Raw genomic sequence first — 16,323 nt, 5'->3', positions numbered from 1 at the left:
TTCGTTGGCAAGAGAGGTCTTCAGCGCGAGGCGGCGTAGTAGCCGAACCGGCGTTCGAGCCGCGCGAGCAGTTCGTTGAGGGTGAAGGCGAAGGCGAAGAGCACGAGCAGCAGCGCCCAGAAATGCTCCATCAGGAAATGCGACTGGTAGATCTCGAAGAGGGTGCCGAAGCCGACGACGGAGACGAGCAGCTGCCCGATGACCACGCCCTTGACGGCGCGGATCACGCCAAGCCGGATGCCGGCCAGGATTTCGGGCAGCGCCGCCCAGAGATAGATCCGGCTGAAGGCCTGCCAGCGATTGGCGCCGAAGCTGCGCGCCATCTCCACCAGCGACGGCGAAATGGCGCGGATCCCGGCGCGCGTGTTGAGGACGATGATCCACATCGAGAACAGCACGACGGTCAGCACGATCGTCGTCTCGCCCAGCCCGAACAGCACCATGATGACCGGCACCAGGGCGCTCAGCGGCGCCGAGAGGAAGAGGTTCACCCAGGGCAGGAGAAGCCGGTCGGCAATGACCGAGCGGCCCATCAGGATGCCGAGCGGGACGCCCACGGCGATCGCGATCGTGTTGCCGAGCAGGAAGGCGCGGCCGGTGATCAGCAGCGCGTCGAGGAAGGAGGCTGTCGGGACGATCTCGAAGACGCGCCAGATGATGCGCGACAGCGGCGGCAGGATGAAGCCTGCATCGGTATGGCCGGCGATCTCCCAGACCACGGCCCAGACGAGAAGCGCCGCCATCATCGGCAGGCGGATACCTGAAATGACCATGGCCGCCCCCTAGTCCAGATAGTGCCGGAGCTGCTGCCAGATCGCCTCGACGACATCGAGATAGGCGCTGTCGCGCCTGATCTTCTCGGGGTCGCCGCCACGGATGATCTGCGGCTCGATGATCGCCGAGACGCGGCTCGGCCGGCGCGAGAGCAGCGCGATCCGGTCCGAGACATAGACCGCCTCCTCGATGCTGTGCGTGACGAAGATGAAGGATTTTCCTTCATTGGCGACGAGTTCGAGCAGCTCCTCCTGGAACTTGCGGCGGGTCTGCTCGTCCACGGCCGAGAACGGCTCGTCCATCAGCACGACCTTGGCATCGACCGCCAGCGCGCGCGCCAAGCCGACGCGCTGGCGCATGCCGCCCGAGAGTTCGTGCGGGTATTTCTGTTCAAAACCCTTGAGACCGACGCGGGCGATATGGCGTTCGGCGATCGCCTCGCGCTCGCTATGGGCGACGCCGCGCAGCTCGAGCCCGAAGGCGACGTTGCGGATGACGCTGGCCCAGGGCATCAGCGCGAAATCCTGGAAGACGAAGGCGCGTTCGGGGCCGGGCCCGGTCACCTCGCGGCCGTCGACGAGAACCTGGCCGCCAGTGGCCGGGATCAGGCCCGCGATGATCTTGAGGAGCGTGGTCTTGCCGCAGCCCGAGGGGCCAAGCAGCGTCGTCAGGCGCCCTTCCGGAAACTCCAGCGAGATGCCGCTGAGCGCCTCGATGCCGCCCGCATAGGTCTTCGAGACGCTGCGCACTTCGACGATCGGCTGAGGCGCCCGTCCCGGGAGCGGCGGCAAATCGCGGTTCGGCTGCGAGGCCATGGCTGCGGACGGATTCATGGGCGCGCCTCCGGTCGAAACAGGGTGACTTCGATCCGCTCGAGCAGCTCGATGAACAGGACCGAGAACACGATGATGGCGAGGATGGCCGCGTACATCTTGGGATAGTCGGCGACCGATTGGTTGTAGGAGATCACGTCGCCGATGCCGGTTGGCGTGATCAGCAGTTCGGCGAGGATGACGCCGATGAAGGCGGCGGCGCAGCCGAGCCGAAGGCCCGCGAAGATCATCGGGCTGGCCGCCGGCAGGATGATCAGGCGGATGCTCTGGCTACGCGTCGCCAGAAACGAACTGCCCATTTCCAGCAGCGATTTCGGTGTGTTGCGCACCGCGCCCAGCGTGTTCAGCACGATCACCGGCATCGCCATGATGCAGACGGTCATGACCTTTGCGGTCAGCCCGATGCCATAGGCGAAGGTCAGGATCGGGATGAGGGCCGCCAGCGGCGCCGCCTGGGCGATCACGAAGATCGGCGCGAACAGCCATTCCGAGGGTTCGTGCAGGCCCATCAGCACGCCAAGGGCGATGCCGCACAGGATCGAGGCGGTGAGGCCGATGACGAGCGGATGAAGTGTGATCAGGAAGGCCTTGAACAGGGTCCCATCAGCCATGATCGCGCCCAGACCGCCGAGCGTTTCCAAGAAGGTCGGAAAGGCAGGGCTGAGCGGAATCCGCCCGGCATATTCCCAGAGCGCGAGCACGGCCGCGAAGGAGAGCAGGCGCAGGACGAGCGGATGGATCAGGAGATCGCGCCAGAGCCGGGCCGGAGCCTCACGAAGCGCCGGCAAGGCGGGAGCAAGTTCGGAAATCTGCAAGGGAGAGCACTCCGCCTGTGCGCATTTCGAAACGAGGGGTCGCCAGGCTGGGTGCTGCATTCCAGCCTGGGGACGGGTCTGGACGAGGCTAGCTGCCCAGGGCCTTGCGTGCCCGCTCGAGCGGCGCGAGATACCAGAAGTCCTCGACCTTCAGCTCACCCGCCGGTCCCTGCAGCTGGCCGGCCTCGGTGTAGAACTCGAAATCGGCCTTCGCGACCTCCGCACTGCCACCGGCCGGCGCATAGACGCCCTCCTTGGTCGCCAGCGTGTAGAATTTGGTGATGCCCTCCAGCACCTCCTTCGGCTGGTCGGCCATCAGCTTGCGCTTGACCCTCTCCTGTTCGACGATCGCCGGATTGGCCGCCATTTCCTGCCAGAGCCGCAGGAATTCGGTGACGATGACATCGACCTGCTTCTCGTTCTTGCTGATCCAGTCGGTCCGCCCGAACAGGGTCTCGTCGGACGCCGGCTCGCTGACGCCGGGCAGGACATGGAAGCGATCGCCCGCCTTCTCCAGCAGGAGGTTCTTGTTGGCGAGATCGACGATGGTGGCCTTGATCTGGCCCTTCATCATGCCGATGATCCGGTTCTCCGAGCCCGGCACATAGCTGCGCTCGCCGAACTGGATGCCCTCACGTTTCGCGATGATGTTGCCGATCGCCTCGGTTCCGGTGGCGCGGGCGTGAAAGGCGATCGGTTGGCCGTTCATGTCCTTCCAGGTCTTGTAGGACTTGTCCGCGACCGGGAAGAAGACGAGGCGCGTGCCCTGGAAAAGCACGCGCAGCGGCGCCTTGCTCTTCTGCACGACCGCATAGGGCGTGCCGACGCCGAGATCCGCCTGGCCGTTGATCACGGCCTGGATGGCGAGGTCCTCCTTCGAGAAATGCGTCACCTGGTAGTCGACGCCCTTCTCCTTGGCGCGCTCCAGTGCGATGATCATCGAGAGCGTCTCGGTCGACAGCACGTCTCCCAGCGCCACTCTGACCTTCGCTTGCGCCTGCGCGCCGGCGCTTCCGAGCATCAGCGCAGCGCTGACGGCGGCGGCGCCAAACAGGACGGACCTTCTCCTCAACAGCTTCATGATCTGACTCCTCCCAGAGTTCTGCTTGGCTTTCTTGCGCGACCTTGGTCGCAACCAATTTTATTTTGGGCACTGTCATGTGCCGAATTGATCCTGTCAAGGCCTGAATATCCGCCATTCTGAACCGGAATAGCTGCGTTTCCACGCAATAATCCCAACCAATTCCAAAAATGGTTGCAACCACCGACGATCCGTGGAATGACAATCGCGTCTCCTGTTGCCGGTCTCGCCCATGATGGATCAGAAAGCCCCCACCCCGCCCGATGCCGATGTCTCGGGCGTCCTGACGCAGCTCTATGGCTACATCACCGCGGCGCAGCTGCCCGATGACGGGCGCCTGCCGCCGGAGCGGGAGCTGGCCGAACTGCTAGGGGTGAAGCGCACCGAACTGCGCAAGGGCCTCGCCGCACTCGAACGCGAGGGCCAGCTCTGGCGCCATGTCGGCAAGGGCACGTTCGTGGGCCCCAAGCCGCCGCAACTGGTCGATATCGCGGACCTGGTGCAGCGCAGCAATCCGGTGCAGGTGATGAAGGCGCGGATCGGCCTCGAACCCGAGCTGTCACGCCTCGCCGCGATCAACGCCACGGTGGCGGAAATCGCGACGCTCGCCGAACTGAACGCCTCCTGCCGCGCCGCGACGAGCTGGCGCGAATACGAGGCCTATGATGCGCGCTTTCACCACCAGATCGCCGAGGCCGCGCATAATCCGATCCTGATCGCGCTTCTGGAAACGCTGAACGCTGTGCGCCGCGCCGTCACCTGGGGGCGGCCGCGACCCAGCCATTCAAGTCCGCCCGCCGATCATCACAGCTTCGAGGACCATGACCGGATCGTCGACGCGATCGCCCACCGCGAGCCCGGAGGCGCCGCGGACGCGATGCGCCGGCATCTTCAGAATGTCGAGGACCGGCTGATCGGGCGTTCGCCCTGAGGCAGGGCACCTTCTCGCTTGCCGGCTGATACCGCCATTGCGCGTGGACCCGGCAAGCATGCCTTATGCTCTTCCGTCAGGCCCGGACCGAAGCGGATCCCGCCGCGATGGCGTTCAACGCCGCGATCGCCTCACCGCTCAGGTCCAGCGCCCCGGCAGCGATGTTCTCGCGGAGATGGGCGACCGAGCCGGTGCCCGGGATCAGCAGAATGTTCGGCGCGCGCTGCAGCAGCCAGGCGAGCGCGACCTGCATCGGCGTCGCGCCGAGTTCGGCCGCGACTGCGGTCAACCCCGCCGATTGCAGCGGCGAAAAGCCTCCGAGCGGGAAGAAGGGCACAAAGGCCGTGCCCGCGGCCGCCAGTTCGTCGATCAGCGCGTCATCCCCCCGCTGCACGAGATTGTAGTGGTTCTGGACGCAGACGATCTCGCAGATGCCGCGCCCCTCCCCGACCTGCATGGACGTGACGTTGCTGAGCCCGATATGGCGGACAAGGCCCTGCTGCTGGAGTTCGGCGAGCACCGTCAGTTCGGCAGCCAGGCTGCCCTCAGCCGGGCCATGGCCATCGCCCCAGAGCCGCAGGTTAACGACATCGAGAGCCTCGAGCCCGAGATTGCGCAGATTGTCGTGCACCGCCTGCCGCAGCTCGCCCGGCGAAGTCGCGGGAAGCCAGGCCCCGTCAGCCCCGCGCCGGGCGCCGATCTTGGTGACGATGACGAGATCATCGGGATAGGGCGACAAAGCCTCGCGGATGAGCTGGTTGGTGATATGCGGGCCGTAGTAATCGCTCGTGTCGATATGGTTCACGCCCTGGGCGATCGCTTCGCGCAACACCGCGAGCGCCGCATCCCGGTCCTTCGGCGGGCCGAATACGCCGGGCCCGGCAAGCTGCATGGCGCCGTAGCCGAGCCTCTTCACCTGGCGGTTACCGAGGCGCCAGGTCAGGGATTGTTTGCTGCCAGCCATGGTCGCTCTCCTGTTCATGAGGGCACGAGATAGCGACTGGATGACTGCCGGATCAGCGCGCATGATCAGCGCAGCCTGCGCGGAAATCCAGACCATGCGGATCGATCTCGAAGACCTCCAGGCGCTCGTCACTGTTGCGCGTGCCAAGGGTTTTGGCGAGAGGCGGTCACCTGAGGAAGGTCCGGGCACGACTTGAGCCTCGATCCCAAGCCAGGCTTCAAGGTCATCGCGGCAATCTCCTGCGCGCCATCGCAACGATCAGGACAGCCGCGATCATGGCGGCAGCGAGGTTGTAAGCCATCCCGCTGACGAAGGCAGAGGCGTAACGCTGGGCTTGGCCCTCCGCATCGAGGCCGGCGGCAAGCGCCGCGCCGAAGAGGATGCCGACAATGGCCACTCCCAGTGCCGCACCGACTTGCTGCAGCGTTGCGACGACGCCCGAAGCCATGCCCGCCTGCCCTTCCCGCACGAACCCGAGGACGAGATTGAGCAGTGGCGTCATGATCAGGCCCTGGCCGGCGCCGACCAGGATCAAGGCCGGGATCAGATGCGCGACGACGAGCTCGGCTCCGGCGAGCCAGACCTGCGCAATCAGAATGCCGAGCGACACGGCATAGAGAAGCGCTCCCGTGGCGATTGCCGCTGTGCCAAGGCGCGCGACAAGGCGCGGCGCCGCCATGGAGGCAATGACGAACCCGATGCTGCAGGGGACGAAAGTTCGACCTGCCTCGAACGGGCTGAGACCAAACCCAGTCTGCGCCAGGAGAGCAAAGCATAGAAAGAATGAGGACGATGTCGAATAGATCAGGACGACCAACAGCCCGCCCTGGGCAAAGCGCAATTGACGCATGAGCATCATATCGACAAGGGGCTCGCGGCCCGCCCGGCGCCGGCTCTCCTGCTGGCTGTAGAACGCAGCAATCAGAACGGCGGCTCCTGCCAGCGATGCAAAGCTCCATAGCGGCCAGCCCTGCGCCGGTCCTTCGATCAAGGGCACGAGCAACAGCGTCAGCCCCAGGGTCACGAGCGCCACGCCGGACCAGTCAAGGCTCGAACGCTCCCGCGCATGCGTCTCGGGGATAAACGGCGCCATCAGGATGGCGAAAACCCCGATGGGAACATTGATGAGGAAGATCGTGCGCCAGCCGAGATCGAACAGGTTCGCCTCGACGAGAAAGCCGCCGACCACCTGGCCCGCGATGGCCGCAAGGCCCAATGTCATGCCGAGGAAACCAAAGGCACGACGACTGTCGTCAGCCGAGAAATTCACGCGGATCGAAGCATAGACTTGCGGAAACAAGAGTGCCGCCGCCAATCCCTGGGCCACGCGCGCTGCGATGAGGATCTCGATCGTCGGCGCCAGTCCGCAGAGCGCCGAGGCGAGCGTGAAACCGGCAATCCCGACGACGAAGAGGCGCCGGCGGCCATGAATGTCGCCAAGCCGGCCACCGGTGATCAGCAGCACCCCGAAGGCCAGTTCATAGCCCGCGACAATGAAGCCGATCTGCGACAGGCTGGCGCCGAGATTGGCCTGCATGGCGGGGATCGCGACATTGACCACGAAAAGATCGAAGATCGTCAGGAAACCCGCCAGAAGCAGAACGGATAAACCGAGCCAGGGCGGGCGGGTCCCGTGGTTTTCGGCTGGGCTGCGCAGGGCCTCGGCCCTAGCGGTATCGGAACTCATGGTGCGTCCTCGGATTAACGACGCAACAGCCATGAGACGGCATTGACGCTGATACAATTTAACTCATTATGCTATTACTTTTTGTACTGATGGGATCATGGCGACCTTCGAACGGACCCGACCCGAGCTTTCAGAGTTCCTGCGCGCCCACCGCGAGCGGCTGACGCCGGAGGATGTCGGCTTACCCGCCGGCAAGCGGAGGCGTACGGCCGGCCTCAGGCGCGAGGAGGTTGCCGCGCTCGCCGGGGTGGGCCTGAGTTGGTACACATGGCTCGAGCAGGGGCGCAATATCGGCGTCTCCTCGGGCTTTCTCGACAATCTCGCCCGGGTCCTGAAGCTCGATGGCGCCGAGCGGCGGCATCTCTTCCTGCTCGCGCAGGAACGCCCCCCGGCCGAGCCGGGAAAGACGTGGTGCACGGTTCCGTCCCTGGTAAACCGGCTGATGCACGACCTCGCCCCCCACGCCGCCTATATTCTCAACCTGCGCTGGGACGTGCTGGCCTGTAACGACGCGGCCGAAGACCTGTTCCGCTTCGGCAGCCAGCCTTCGACCCGGCGCAACCTGCTGTGGATGCTGTTCTGCGATCAGCACCTCGGCGATACGCTTCTGGATTGGGAAAACCAGGCACAAGCCATGTTGGCGAGCTTTCGCCGGGATTTTGCAGGAGCGCGCGGGGATGCCGACATGCGCGCCCTGGTCGCGGAACTGGAAGATGTTTCGCCGGAATTCAAGACATGGTGGCGAAGCCCGGACGTACACGCCCCCTGCACCGGTACGCGCAGGCTTCGCGTCGAGGGCCGCCCCGTCACCTTCGAGCACACCTCGCTCACCGTCGACGGCGGGCGGCATCTGCGATTGGTGGTCTATGCCGCCCTTGCCACCCAAACCTCCCCCGAGGGCTCCAACGGGCACTCCAAGCAGTCGGCTGCATTGCAGGAGAACTGAGAGCCTCGCTTCATCTGCGAAGCGCGTCAGTCACGAACCATGCCGTCGATCGCCGTTGCGAGCTTCACGAGATCTGCGGTACCGCTCCTCGGATCGTTGACCGGCCTCTCGCAATAGATCTCGCCCTAATGCGCCAAGGCAGCGCTCCGCGCGGACGCGGCTCAGGCAAGAGTCTATTCAAGGCTGGATGAGCTGACTTTCCGATGTCGACAAGGTTCGTTCTTGCCCGTCGTGTCGATGGCTCATCACGTCGCAGAGACGATCAAATATCCCCGGAGCAGCCACAATGTAGTCCGCTCCATCGCCTGCGCCGCGGTCTGCCATGGCCTCCAGGGCTATGACACGAGCGCCAGCTTCGGTGGCAATGAGACCAGCGGCCGCAATATCCCACTTGTGAATTCGATCGACGAAGCCGGCGAGACGTCCGTCGGCGACCCAGCAGATGTCTAGGGCTGGAGCAGCAAGTCGACGAATGTCCCCAAACTCACGCAGAAGCGGTTTCAATCGATCCACGAGCAGGTCAATCTCGCTTCTCTGGTGCGGGAATCCCGTCGCGATGAGAGCTCGCCGAACGTCTGTCAGCGTGGAGGCTGCTATCCTCGTTCCATTCCTGAAGGCGCCCTCACCTCGAACCGCCCAGAACGTCTGTTGCTGGAAAGGGGCGTGAACCACGCCCAAGCTGATCACTCCGCTGATCGCGAGTGCCATGGAGATCGCGACATGATCGTGACCGTGGACAAAGTTCGCCGTGCCATCGAGAGGATCGACGATCCAGCAGGCGGATGCCTCCAGATTTACGTCCTGGCTGGATTCTTCTGACAGCAGGGCATGCTCTTTGAACACTTCGGCGACACGTCGGGCAATGTGCTGATCGATCGCCAGGTCGGCGCTGGTCACAAGCTCAAAACCGGCCTTGCTATCGACGGTCAAAGCTCCACGTTGGCGATAATCCAAGAGGATTTCGCCTGCTTCGGCGCAGACCGCGCGTGCAAAGGCCAAGTATCGATCGAGGGGGATATCGTTCATCAGGACCTCGTGTCGAATTACAGACGGTTCAATATCCGCTTCTGTTTGCGCTCCTAGGATCGTCGGCCAGCTTTTCGCGATAGATCTCGCCTTCTCTTGCCCTGGCGCGCCAGGGCCGCGCCCTTTGAAGCGCGATTTCGTAGGCAGGGTCGTACCGGTCCAGCGTCGCCACCGCCAGGCCGGGCTCTGGGGAAGGTGAAGATCGCGCGGCCCATGTCCCGTCCGGTCCGATGATGCCGGCAGGGCCCGTGGCGGCGTCCTGCGCGGGTGTGGCAGCCGCGATCCAGATGCAGTTCAGGCCGGCATGAGCCCGGAGCGCGATCTGAAAATGCGCGGGAAGGCCGTATGACGAAAACAGAACCCCATCGACGCCGAGACGCTCATAGCCGCTGAAGATTTCGGGGAACTGGGATTCGATGCAGATCGCACAGCCAAACCTGTAGCCATCGACGTCGACGATGACCGGTTCCGTTCCAGGCGTGTACCAGCCAGCAAGTTCGGTATTCGAGAGAAACCTCTTGTCGTATCGCGTGAGCAGCGCTCCCGTATCGGAGAAGACATAGAGAGAGTTGTGCGGCGGATATCCCCGACCGAGCCGATGGGCCCCGCCGACGACCGCGACGATGCGGAGCTGCCCGCACAGGTCAGCGATCGCGCGAAGCTCGGCCTCCTGAATGGCCCAATCAAAGCCCTGCCAATCCCCCTGTTTCAGGATCTGGCTCTTCGCGTAGCCGGACAGCGCCCCTTCGCAGAGAGTGATCAGCCGGGCGCCCTCGCCCGCCGCGCGCGCAATCATCGCGCGGATGGCACTGCCATTGGCGGCAATGTCCGGCGAAACAACGGTTTGTGCGGCCGCTATCCTCAACGCTCCCGTCCCCCTTCCGTCTCGACTCATAGTCTTCCCGGATTCGACGCGCTGTGAAACCGCTTACGGCGGGGACTGCTGGCTGGCCTTGCAGGCGGGTTGGCCCATATTTGCTGGATCGCATGCGGACCAAGCAATGACGCCCCCCGCTGACGCTACCCTCCCACGGGCAGCCGCAGCCACCATATGCCCCGGCTCGTTCCTGGACCCCTCGTTCCTGGGCCGGCTCGTTCCTGGGCCGACTAGTTCTTGGGCGTCAGCTTCTGCATCACGTCATCGAGGTTGAAGCTCGCCGGCTTCTGCCGGATCGGGAACTCCTTGAAGCTTTCCAGCCATTTCGCCACGACCGCCTGGGTCGGGACGACGACGAAAGCGCGGTCGAAGAACCATTTCTCATATTCGATCGAGGTGTCGCCGCGCTCGAAGGGGTCGGCACGCAGGTTGAACAGTTTTGGCGCCCGCAAATTGGTGAACTCCCTGCGCCACACGTCGACGCCTTCGTGCTCCTGCGCCTTGAAGACGACCTTCCAGTCGGCGACGCGCACCGAGACCAGCTCGCCGTCGTCGTTCCAGTAGAGGAAATCCCGGCGCGGCGAATCCTTGGCGCTGCCGGTGAAGAACGGCATCAGGTTGTAGCCGTCGAGATGCACCTTGAAGGTCTTGCCGTTGGCCTGGTGTCCCTTCAGGCATTTGGCCACCACGTCCGGCTCCCCGCCCGCCGCGCAGAAGGTCGGGATCAGGTCGTAATGCGAGAAGGCCTCGTTATAGATGGTGCCGGGCTTGATCACGCCCGGCCAACGCATCAGCGCCGGCACGCGATAGCCGCCCTCCCAATTGGTCGCCTTCTCCCCTCGGAACGGGGTCGAACCACCATCCGGCCAGGTCATCACCTCGGCACCATTGTCGCTGGTGTAGACGACGATGGTGTTCTGCGTGATGCCGAGATCATCGAGCTTCTTCAGGAGCTGGCCGATATGCCCGTCATGCTCGACCATCCCGTCGGGATAGATGCCCTTGCCGGTCTTGCCGTCGGATTCCGGCTTGAGATGCGTGTTGACGTGCATCCGGGTCGCGTTGAAATAGCAGAACCACGGCTTCTGGGCCTTGTGCTGCCGGTCGATGAAATCGATCGCCGCCGCGGTCGTCTCGTCATCGATGGTTTCCATCCGCTTCTTGGTCAGCGGCCCGGTATCCTCGATCTTGCCGTCGGCCGAGGAGCGGATGACGCCGCGCGGGCCAAAGCGCTTCCTGAACTCCGGGTCCTTGGGATAGTCGGGGTTCTCCGGCTCCTCCTCGGCATTGAGGTGGTAGAGATTGCCGAAGAACTCGTCGAAGCCGTGATTGGTCGGCAGGAACTCATCCTTGTCGCCGAGATGGTTCTTGCCGAACTGGCCGCTGACATAGCCGAGCGGCTTCAGCAGTTCGGCCACCGTCGGATCTTGCGGCTGCAACCCGACATCGGCGCCGGGCAGGCCGACCTTGGTGAGGCCGGTGCGGATCGGCGACTGGCCGGTGATGAAGGCGGCACGTCCGGCGGTGCAGCTCTGCTCGCCATACCAGTCGGTGAACATCGCGCCTTCAGTGCCGATGCGGTCGATATTCGGGGTGCGATAGCCCATCATGCCGCGGTGATAGATGCTCGGATTGAACCAGCCGATATCGTCTCCCATGATCATCAGGATATTGGGCTTTCGCCCCGCGGCGGGTGCAGGCGCGGGCTGTTGGGCCTGCGCCGTCTGGATCCTCGGAGCGGATGCGAGGCCGCTCGCCGCCAGCGCGGTGCCCCCGAGAAGAATGCGTCTGCGAACGAGGTCCGGTCCATCTGTAGCCATGGGTTCCTCCTGGGGTTCAGGCAGAGAACCCAAGCTAGAACGGCATGGCCGCGGGGCCAATCCGGATTGCGCAAACCTGCGTGAGCCGGGGATGTGCGAGGCAGAGGCGAACGGACACGGGCAGGCCACCTGCCCTATGCGGAAAGCCGTTGATCACCAGCCCAGTTCGGGACCCGCGGCCTCATCCAGCATAGGCAAAATAGACCTTGCCCCTGACCGGATCGACGATCGTGACGCTTCCGCCCCTGCCGTAGCAATAGAACGAGCCGGCCTCCTGGATCGATCGGTCGGCTTCGGCATCGCGGCCCGCTTCCATCGGGATCATGAAGCCGTATTTCTCCAGATATTCAGCAATCGTCGGCGGATGCTACTCCGCCCGCTTGGCCGACATCATCTGTGGGTCGTGATCATAGGGATGCCAGTCTTTGTCCCCGGCGTGCCGCACGGGCGTCGGATGCCATTTCGTCACGCCGGCTGCGAGCATGTCGCCCAACCGGCTCCCCTGTTCTCGCGCCCAGTCGGCGCTTGAATCGGTGAGACGATAGACAACAAAGCCCGTCTCGTTGTCGCCGGGCATGAAACCGACGCCCCAGGCCTCCTCAAGCCGGTATTCTAAGGATGCGACCTCGAGCGGCGCCGGAACGCGAGACATCAGCATCTCCCGCTCCTGATATTTGACGGCGACATAGGGGACGCCGATCAGGAGGAGGCCTGCCGCAACAATTGCCGTTCGCCTGACGGTTCGCCCTGGTTGGGGCCGTCGCCAAAGCCGGTAGGCGAAACGCAGGAGGAGGATGACCAAACAAACCAGCAGCAGCGCCACTAGGGCGGCAATGGCCAGGATCGTGAGCAACGCCAGAGATTCCCTTGTGAAGGAAGTCTCCCCGCATCAGGCGATGCGCCGGCACTAGCGTCAACAGCGCGACGATCTCGAAGGTGCAGATTCCGGAACCAACCCGTCACCAGGCCGCACCGTTGCGGATCTCGGCATCCCCGAGCTATTCTGCGACGCGTTGCAGCAACCGGTAGGACAAGCCAAGGGCATCGATGTCGGATTTCTGGTTCTGGCTCGACCTGTCGAAGGGATTGCTCGCTGCCGCGACCCTGGTTTGCTTCTTCGTTCAATTGTTCCGGGGTCGGATCAGCCTGAAATCGCTGCGAAGCGGGCGGTGGCAGGTCTAGTTTCGTTCCCAGGCTTGGTTGGTGGCGGCAAGGATTGCGACGCGTTCCCACGCACCCCCATAATCTCGACCTCGAGCCGCAATCGAGTTCCGCAAGACGAAGGGCATCCGCGTCGGACTTTCAGCCTCAGCCGAGGTTCGCCGCCGGCAGGGGTTCCATCAACTCGATGCGGTTCCCGAACGGGTCGTCCACATACATCCGGTCATACCCGTCCAATGGTTGGTCCTCTGCCACGCGGTAGCCGCGCGCCTTCAGAGTGGTGACCAGCGCTGCGAGATCGCTCACAATGAAGGCTGGGTGCGCTTTGCGGGCTGGCTTGAAATCAGCGTCCACTCCCAGGTGGACCTTCAATGCTCCCTGTTCGAACCAGCATCCGCCCCGGCTGGCGAGATGAGCGGGCTTGGCGACTTCGCTGATGCCGAGAACGCCCTCATAAAAGGCGCGTGCCTCGCTTTCGCCGCCGGGTGGCATGGCGAGCTGCACGTGGTCGAGGCGCGTAATGGTCATTGTCGCAGTTTAGTTTCGGCCGGGGCCGAAATCCACCGACTGTGAAGGCACGACAAACCCGCCCGCGTCCTGGCCCAGGCCATTGGGCGGCCTCGAGCGGTCCTTATGCGCCCAACCCGTCCAATGCCGCGGCGAGATCGCCATAGCTGCCGACAACGCGGTCCGCGCCGGCACTCGTCAGACGGTCGCCATGATTGCCGGCGCAGTGAGCGCCAGCGGTGAAGCCGATGACCTGCATGCCGGCGGCCTTGCCCGCCATGACGCCGTTGACGCTGTCCTCGACGACCACGCATTCCCAGGGCTGCGCGCCCATCGTAGTGGCGGCGTGGAGAAAGAGATCAGGCGCAGGCTTGCCATTCCGGACCATGTCCGAGGAGAAGATATGCGGATCGAACAGGCCGAGCAGGCCGGTCTGCTGCAGCTTCCAGCGCAGCCGCGTGGACGGAGTGCTCGAGGCGACGCATCGGCGAGCCTTGATCCGGCCGATGCTGCGCCGGGCGTCCGGGAGGGCGGCCAGATGCACCTCTATTCGTGCTGTCGTATGGTCATCCAGTCGCGCGAAGAAATCGGACGGGAGCGGCGCGCTGCGCGCCTCCGCGATGATCGACTGGAGCTTGGCCTGCCACATCGGCGGGGACAGCCCCATGAATGTATCCGTGTAGACATCGCGATCGAGGACGACGCCGGCCGTGGCCAGGAACTCAAGTTCGGCAGCGAGATAGATCTCCTCGCTGTTCACAAGCACGCCGTCACAATCGAAGATGATGAGCGTCATTCAGGGCCGTCCGGTTTCAGGCGCTCACCTCGCTAAAGCAATGGGCGGCAGCAATCCAGAACGAGCAGGTCCATCCGCCGGTTGACGAGGCTTCCCCTGCTGCCCCACAGCATGGGCATGAGCGCAGAACCCCGCCCCCAGCCTGAGCCGTTCGATGCAGGGCTTCTCGCCGTCGGCGACGGCACCGAAATCTACTGGGAGATCTCCGGCAATCCCGCCGGCAAGCCCGCGCTCTACCTGCATGGCGGCCCCGGCAGCTCGCTCCGCTCCGGCAGCTATCGCCGCCATTTCGACCCGCAACGCTACCGCATTATCGGGATCGACCAGCGCGGCTGCGGGCGCAGCCGCCCCCTCGCCTCGGACGCGCCCAGCGAATTGCACCGGAATACGACGCAGGCGCTGATCGGGGATATCGAGGCCGTCAGGACGCATCTCGGCGTCCAGTCCTGGCTCGTCTCGGGCGTCTCCTGGGGTTCGACGCTGGCGCTGGCCTATGCGCAGGCCCATCCCGGCAGGGTCTCCGAACTGGTGCTCGTCGCGGTCACCACGACCAGCCGCGAGGAGGTCGACTGGATCACCGAAGGCGTCGGGCGCCTGTTTCCCGAAGCCTGGCAACGCTTCGAGCAGGATTCCGGTCGAGGCCCCGGCGAGCGCGTCGTCGAAGCTTATGCGAGGCGGCTGGCCACAGGCGACCGCCAGGACCGCTTGCGCGCATCCCGCGCCTGGAACGCCTGGGAAGCGACGCATATCTCGCTCGATCCGGGCTGGGAACCGGCCAGCCAACCACCCGACGAGGAACGGGCTCTCGCCTTCGCCACCCTCGTCACCCATTACTGGGCCCATGACGGATTTCTGCGGGATGGGCAGGAAATCCTGCGCCGCATTGCCGAAATCGCGGATATTCCGGCCGTTCTCATTCATGGCCGTCGCGATGTCGGCGGACCCGCGATCACCCCATGGACCCTGCATCAGCGCTGGCCGGCCAGTCGCCTGGTCATCGTCGAAGCCGAAGGGCATGGCGGGCCGCGATGCTACGAGCAGATGCGCCTCGCGCTCGATGCATTCGCACGGGAGAATTGACCGGCGCGTTGTCGCCCCCCTTCGCAGAGGTCTCGCTGTAGCCGCCGAGCAGCTCTGTTCACAGTCCTGCGCTACGTCCCCAGCACTGCAATACAAGGAGATGGAATTGAGCTTTTCGAGGGTGGCAAAAGCCGTTGGGTCAGTGAGTTTCCTTTTGGGTATCCTGATTGCTGCCGCAAGCGTGCGATTCCCGGACCTGTTTCACGACATGGGGCCCATTCAACAGATCGGTGCGGCAAGCTTCTTCTTTGCCGGCGCGTTTGTCGCGATGCAAACGCTGGTCAAGAGGATGGAGGGCGGGCATCCCGACGATACTTCGCTCGCGGTGAGTTTGAAGGAGCTATCAGGGTCATTGCTCTACTCGATTTTTGGCCTAACCGTTACGGCGATGTCGGTTTTGACGTGATTGGCGCGATAAGTGTACTGCAATCTCCGGTCAAATGACCGATTTCATGCGTGCCCCGGTGACGTGGCGCTTTACGTTACGCGACCGTGTTCACCCGCATGCTGCCTTGCCCGAAAACCGCGATGATCAACACTCGATATGCCCTTGTCATCGCGTCCGTTGCGGTTCTCTCCGGATGCATCGGGGAGACGATGTTCAGCGTCGAACTGCAGCGAGAGAGCGACAACGCCAAGGCCACCTGCATGAGCAGCGTCTACTCGCCGGGCTTGTTGTTTGCGGAACGAAGCCAGATACGAAATGTTTCACGCTGCGTAACGGCTTGCCTGAACAAGGGTTTCACCGTCAGCCAGCATCCTCAGGGCATCTCGCTTGACACTCTCGCGCCTGACGCGGTCGCGGAGGATGATTGCGCCCATCATGCGCAAGCGATGGCGGCCGATTCGGCCCCTGCGCGGAAGGGCGGCGATGCCGGCGCGCCCACCCGCCCTCGTCGTCTCAGTCAATGACCAGTGCGCTGCAGCACGAAATCCTTCGCGACTGCGAAACTTGGTCGTTCCTTGCGGCCTCTACTGTCATGCCGACCCTCTCGTGCAACTTAGGGAAGGCATCTCCGGGCCGC

At 64.1% G+C, this 16,323-nt stretch carries 19 protein-coding genes; 6 read left to right on the top strand and 13 right to left on the bottom strand.

Going from position 1 to position 16,323, the window contains the following annotated elements; all coding sequences use genetic code 11:
* Positions 1-20: 20 nt before the first annotated feature.
* The 4 genes from AB4099_RS08470 to AB4099_RS08455 form a co-directional block, all read right to left on the bottom strand.
* Positions 21-773, bottom strand: coding sequence for an ABC transporter permease (locus tag AB4099_RS08470; RefSeq protein ID WP_441477727.1), 753 nt, complete (start codon positions 771-773; stop codon positions 21-23).
* Between the two features lie 9 nt (positions 774-782).
* On the bottom strand, positions 783-1,589 hold the full coding sequence (locus tag AB4099_RS08465; RefSeq protein ID WP_441478056.1) for an ABC transporter ATP-binding protein: 807 nt from the start codon (positions 1,587-1,589) through the stop codon (positions 783-785).
* A 14-nt stretch (positions 1,590-1,603) separates the two neighbouring features.
* A complete protein-coding gene (locus AB4099_RS08460) occupies positions 1,604-2,422 on the bottom strand; it encodes an ABC transporter permease (protein WP_441477726.1) in 819 nt (272 codons plus the stop codon).
* Between the two features lie 88 nt (positions 2,423-2,510).
* Complete coding sequence (locus AB4099_RS08455) at positions 2,511-3,503, bottom strand: ABC transporter substrate-binding protein (protein ID WP_441477725.1); 993 nt, start codon at positions 3,501-3,503, stop codon at positions 2,511-2,513.
* A 232-nt stretch (positions 3,504-3,735) separates the two neighbouring features.
* Between AB4099_RS08455 and AB4099_RS08450 the strand changes: the two genes are divergently transcribed.
* A complete protein-coding gene (locus AB4099_RS08450) occupies positions 3,736-4,434 on the top strand; it encodes a FadR/GntR family transcriptional regulator (protein ID WP_441477724.1) in 699 nt (232 codons plus the stop codon).
* A 76-nt stretch (positions 4,435-4,510) separates the two neighbouring features.
* On the opposite strand, the gene AB4099_RS08445 is transcribed toward AB4099_RS08450, so the two are convergent.
* A complete protein-coding gene (locus tag AB4099_RS08445) occupies positions 4,511-5,398 on the bottom strand; it encodes an aldo/keto reductase family oxidoreductase (protein WP_441477723.1) in 888 nt (295 codons plus the stop codon).
* A gap of 61 nt (positions 5,399-5,459) precedes the next feature.
* Between AB4099_RS08445 and AB4099_RS08440 the strand changes: the two genes are divergently transcribed.
* A complete protein-coding gene (locus AB4099_RS08440; RefSeq protein WP_441477722.1) occupies positions 5,460-5,594 on the top strand; it encodes a hypothetical protein in 135 nt (44 codons plus the stop codon).
* A gap of 27 nt (positions 5,595-5,621) precedes the next feature.
* On the opposite strand, the gene AB4099_RS08435 is transcribed toward AB4099_RS08440, so the two are convergent.
* Complete coding sequence (locus tag AB4099_RS08435; RefSeq protein WP_441477721.1) at positions 5,622-7,085, bottom strand: MFS transporter; 1,464 nt, start codon at positions 7,083-7,085, stop codon at positions 5,622-5,624.
* A gap of 97 nt (positions 7,086-7,182) precedes the next feature.
* Between AB4099_RS08435 and AB4099_RS08430 the strand changes: the two genes are divergently transcribed.
* Positions 7,183-8,031 (top strand): helix-turn-helix transcriptional regulator, encoded by an 849-nt coding sequence (locus tag AB4099_RS08430; protein ID WP_441477720.1) that lies wholly within the window; start codon positions 7,183-7,185, stop codon positions 8,029-8,031.
* Positions 8,032-8,208: 177 nt separating this feature from the next.
* On the opposite strand, the gene AB4099_RS08425 is transcribed toward AB4099_RS08430, so the two are convergent.
* From AB4099_RS08425 to AB4099_RS08395, 7 genes are all read right to left on the bottom strand, one after another.
* Positions 8,209-9,057, bottom strand: coding sequence for an inositol monophosphatase family protein (locus tag AB4099_RS08425; protein ID WP_441477719.1), 849 nt, complete (start codon positions 9,055-9,057; stop codon positions 8,209-8,211).
* A gap of 28 nt (positions 9,058-9,085) precedes the next feature.
* Positions 9,086-9,922, bottom strand: coding sequence for a carbon-nitrogen hydrolase family protein (locus tag AB4099_RS08420; protein ID WP_441477718.1), 837 nt, complete (start codon positions 9,920-9,922; stop codon positions 9,086-9,088).
* 242 nt (positions 9,923-10,164) lie between these two features.
* Positions 10,165-11,754 carry an arylsulfatase gene (locus tag AB4099_RS08415; RefSeq protein WP_441477717.1) on the bottom strand — a complete coding sequence of 530 codons (1,590 nt, stop codon included), beginning with the start codon at positions 11,752-11,754 and terminating at the stop codon, positions 10,165-10,167.
* Between the two features lie 181 nt (positions 11,755-11,935).
* Positions 11,936-12,079 carry a hypothetical protein gene (locus AB4099_RS08410; RefSeq protein WP_441477716.1) on the bottom strand — a complete coding sequence of 48 codons (144 nt, stop codon included), beginning with the start codon at positions 12,077-12,079 and terminating at the stop codon, positions 11,936-11,938.
* Between the two features lie 42 nt (positions 12,080-12,121).
* Positions 12,122-12,577, bottom strand: coding sequence for a hypothetical protein (locus AB4099_RS08405; RefSeq protein ID WP_441477715.1), 456 nt, complete (start codon positions 12,575-12,577; stop codon positions 12,122-12,124).
* 485 nt (positions 12,578-13,062) lie between these two features.
* The gene (locus AB4099_RS08400; protein ID WP_441477714.1) at positions 13,063-13,443 is read right to left on the bottom strand and encodes a VOC family protein; all 381 of its coding nucleotides are present in this window, start codon (positions 13,441-13,443) and stop codon (positions 13,063-13,065) included.
* Positions 13,444-13,546: 103 nt separating this feature from the next.
* The gene (locus tag AB4099_RS08395; protein WP_441477713.1) at positions 13,547-14,218 is read right to left on the bottom strand and encodes an HAD family hydrolase; all 672 of its coding nucleotides are present in this window, start codon (positions 14,216-14,218) and stop codon (positions 13,547-13,549) included.
* 117 nt (positions 14,219-14,335) lie between these two features.
* Here AB4099_RS08395 and pip point away from each other — a divergent pair, with 117 nt between their 5' ends.
* The 3 genes from pip to AB4099_RS08380 all read left to right on the top strand — a co-directional run bounded on the left by pip (position 14,336) and on the right by AB4099_RS08380 (position 16,210).
* On the top strand, positions 14,336-15,298 hold the full coding sequence (gene pip / locus AB4099_RS08390; protein ID WP_441477712.1) for a prolyl aminopeptidase: 963 nt from the start codon (positions 14,336-14,338) through the stop codon (positions 15,296-15,298).
* Between the two features lie 106 nt (positions 15,299-15,404).
* Positions 15,405-15,704, top strand: a complete 300-nt coding sequence (locus tag AB4099_RS08385) for a hypothetical protein (protein ID WP_441477711.1) — start codon at positions 15,405-15,407, stop codon at positions 15,702-15,704.
* A gap of 86 nt (positions 15,705-15,790) precedes the next feature.
* On the top strand, positions 15,791-16,210 hold the full coding sequence (locus AB4099_RS08380) for a hypothetical protein (RefSeq protein WP_441477710.1): 420 nt from the start codon (positions 15,791-15,793) through the stop codon (positions 16,208-16,210).
* Positions 16,211-16,323: the final 113 nt, after the last annotated feature.

This window comes from Allobosea sp. 2KB_26 (genome assembly GCF_052115715.1).
Taxonomy (GTDB): Bacteria; Pseudomonadota; Alphaproteobacteria; order Rhizobiales; family Beijerinckiaceae; genus Allobosea.
This window is presented reverse-complemented; position numbering and strand designations above follow the sequence as displayed.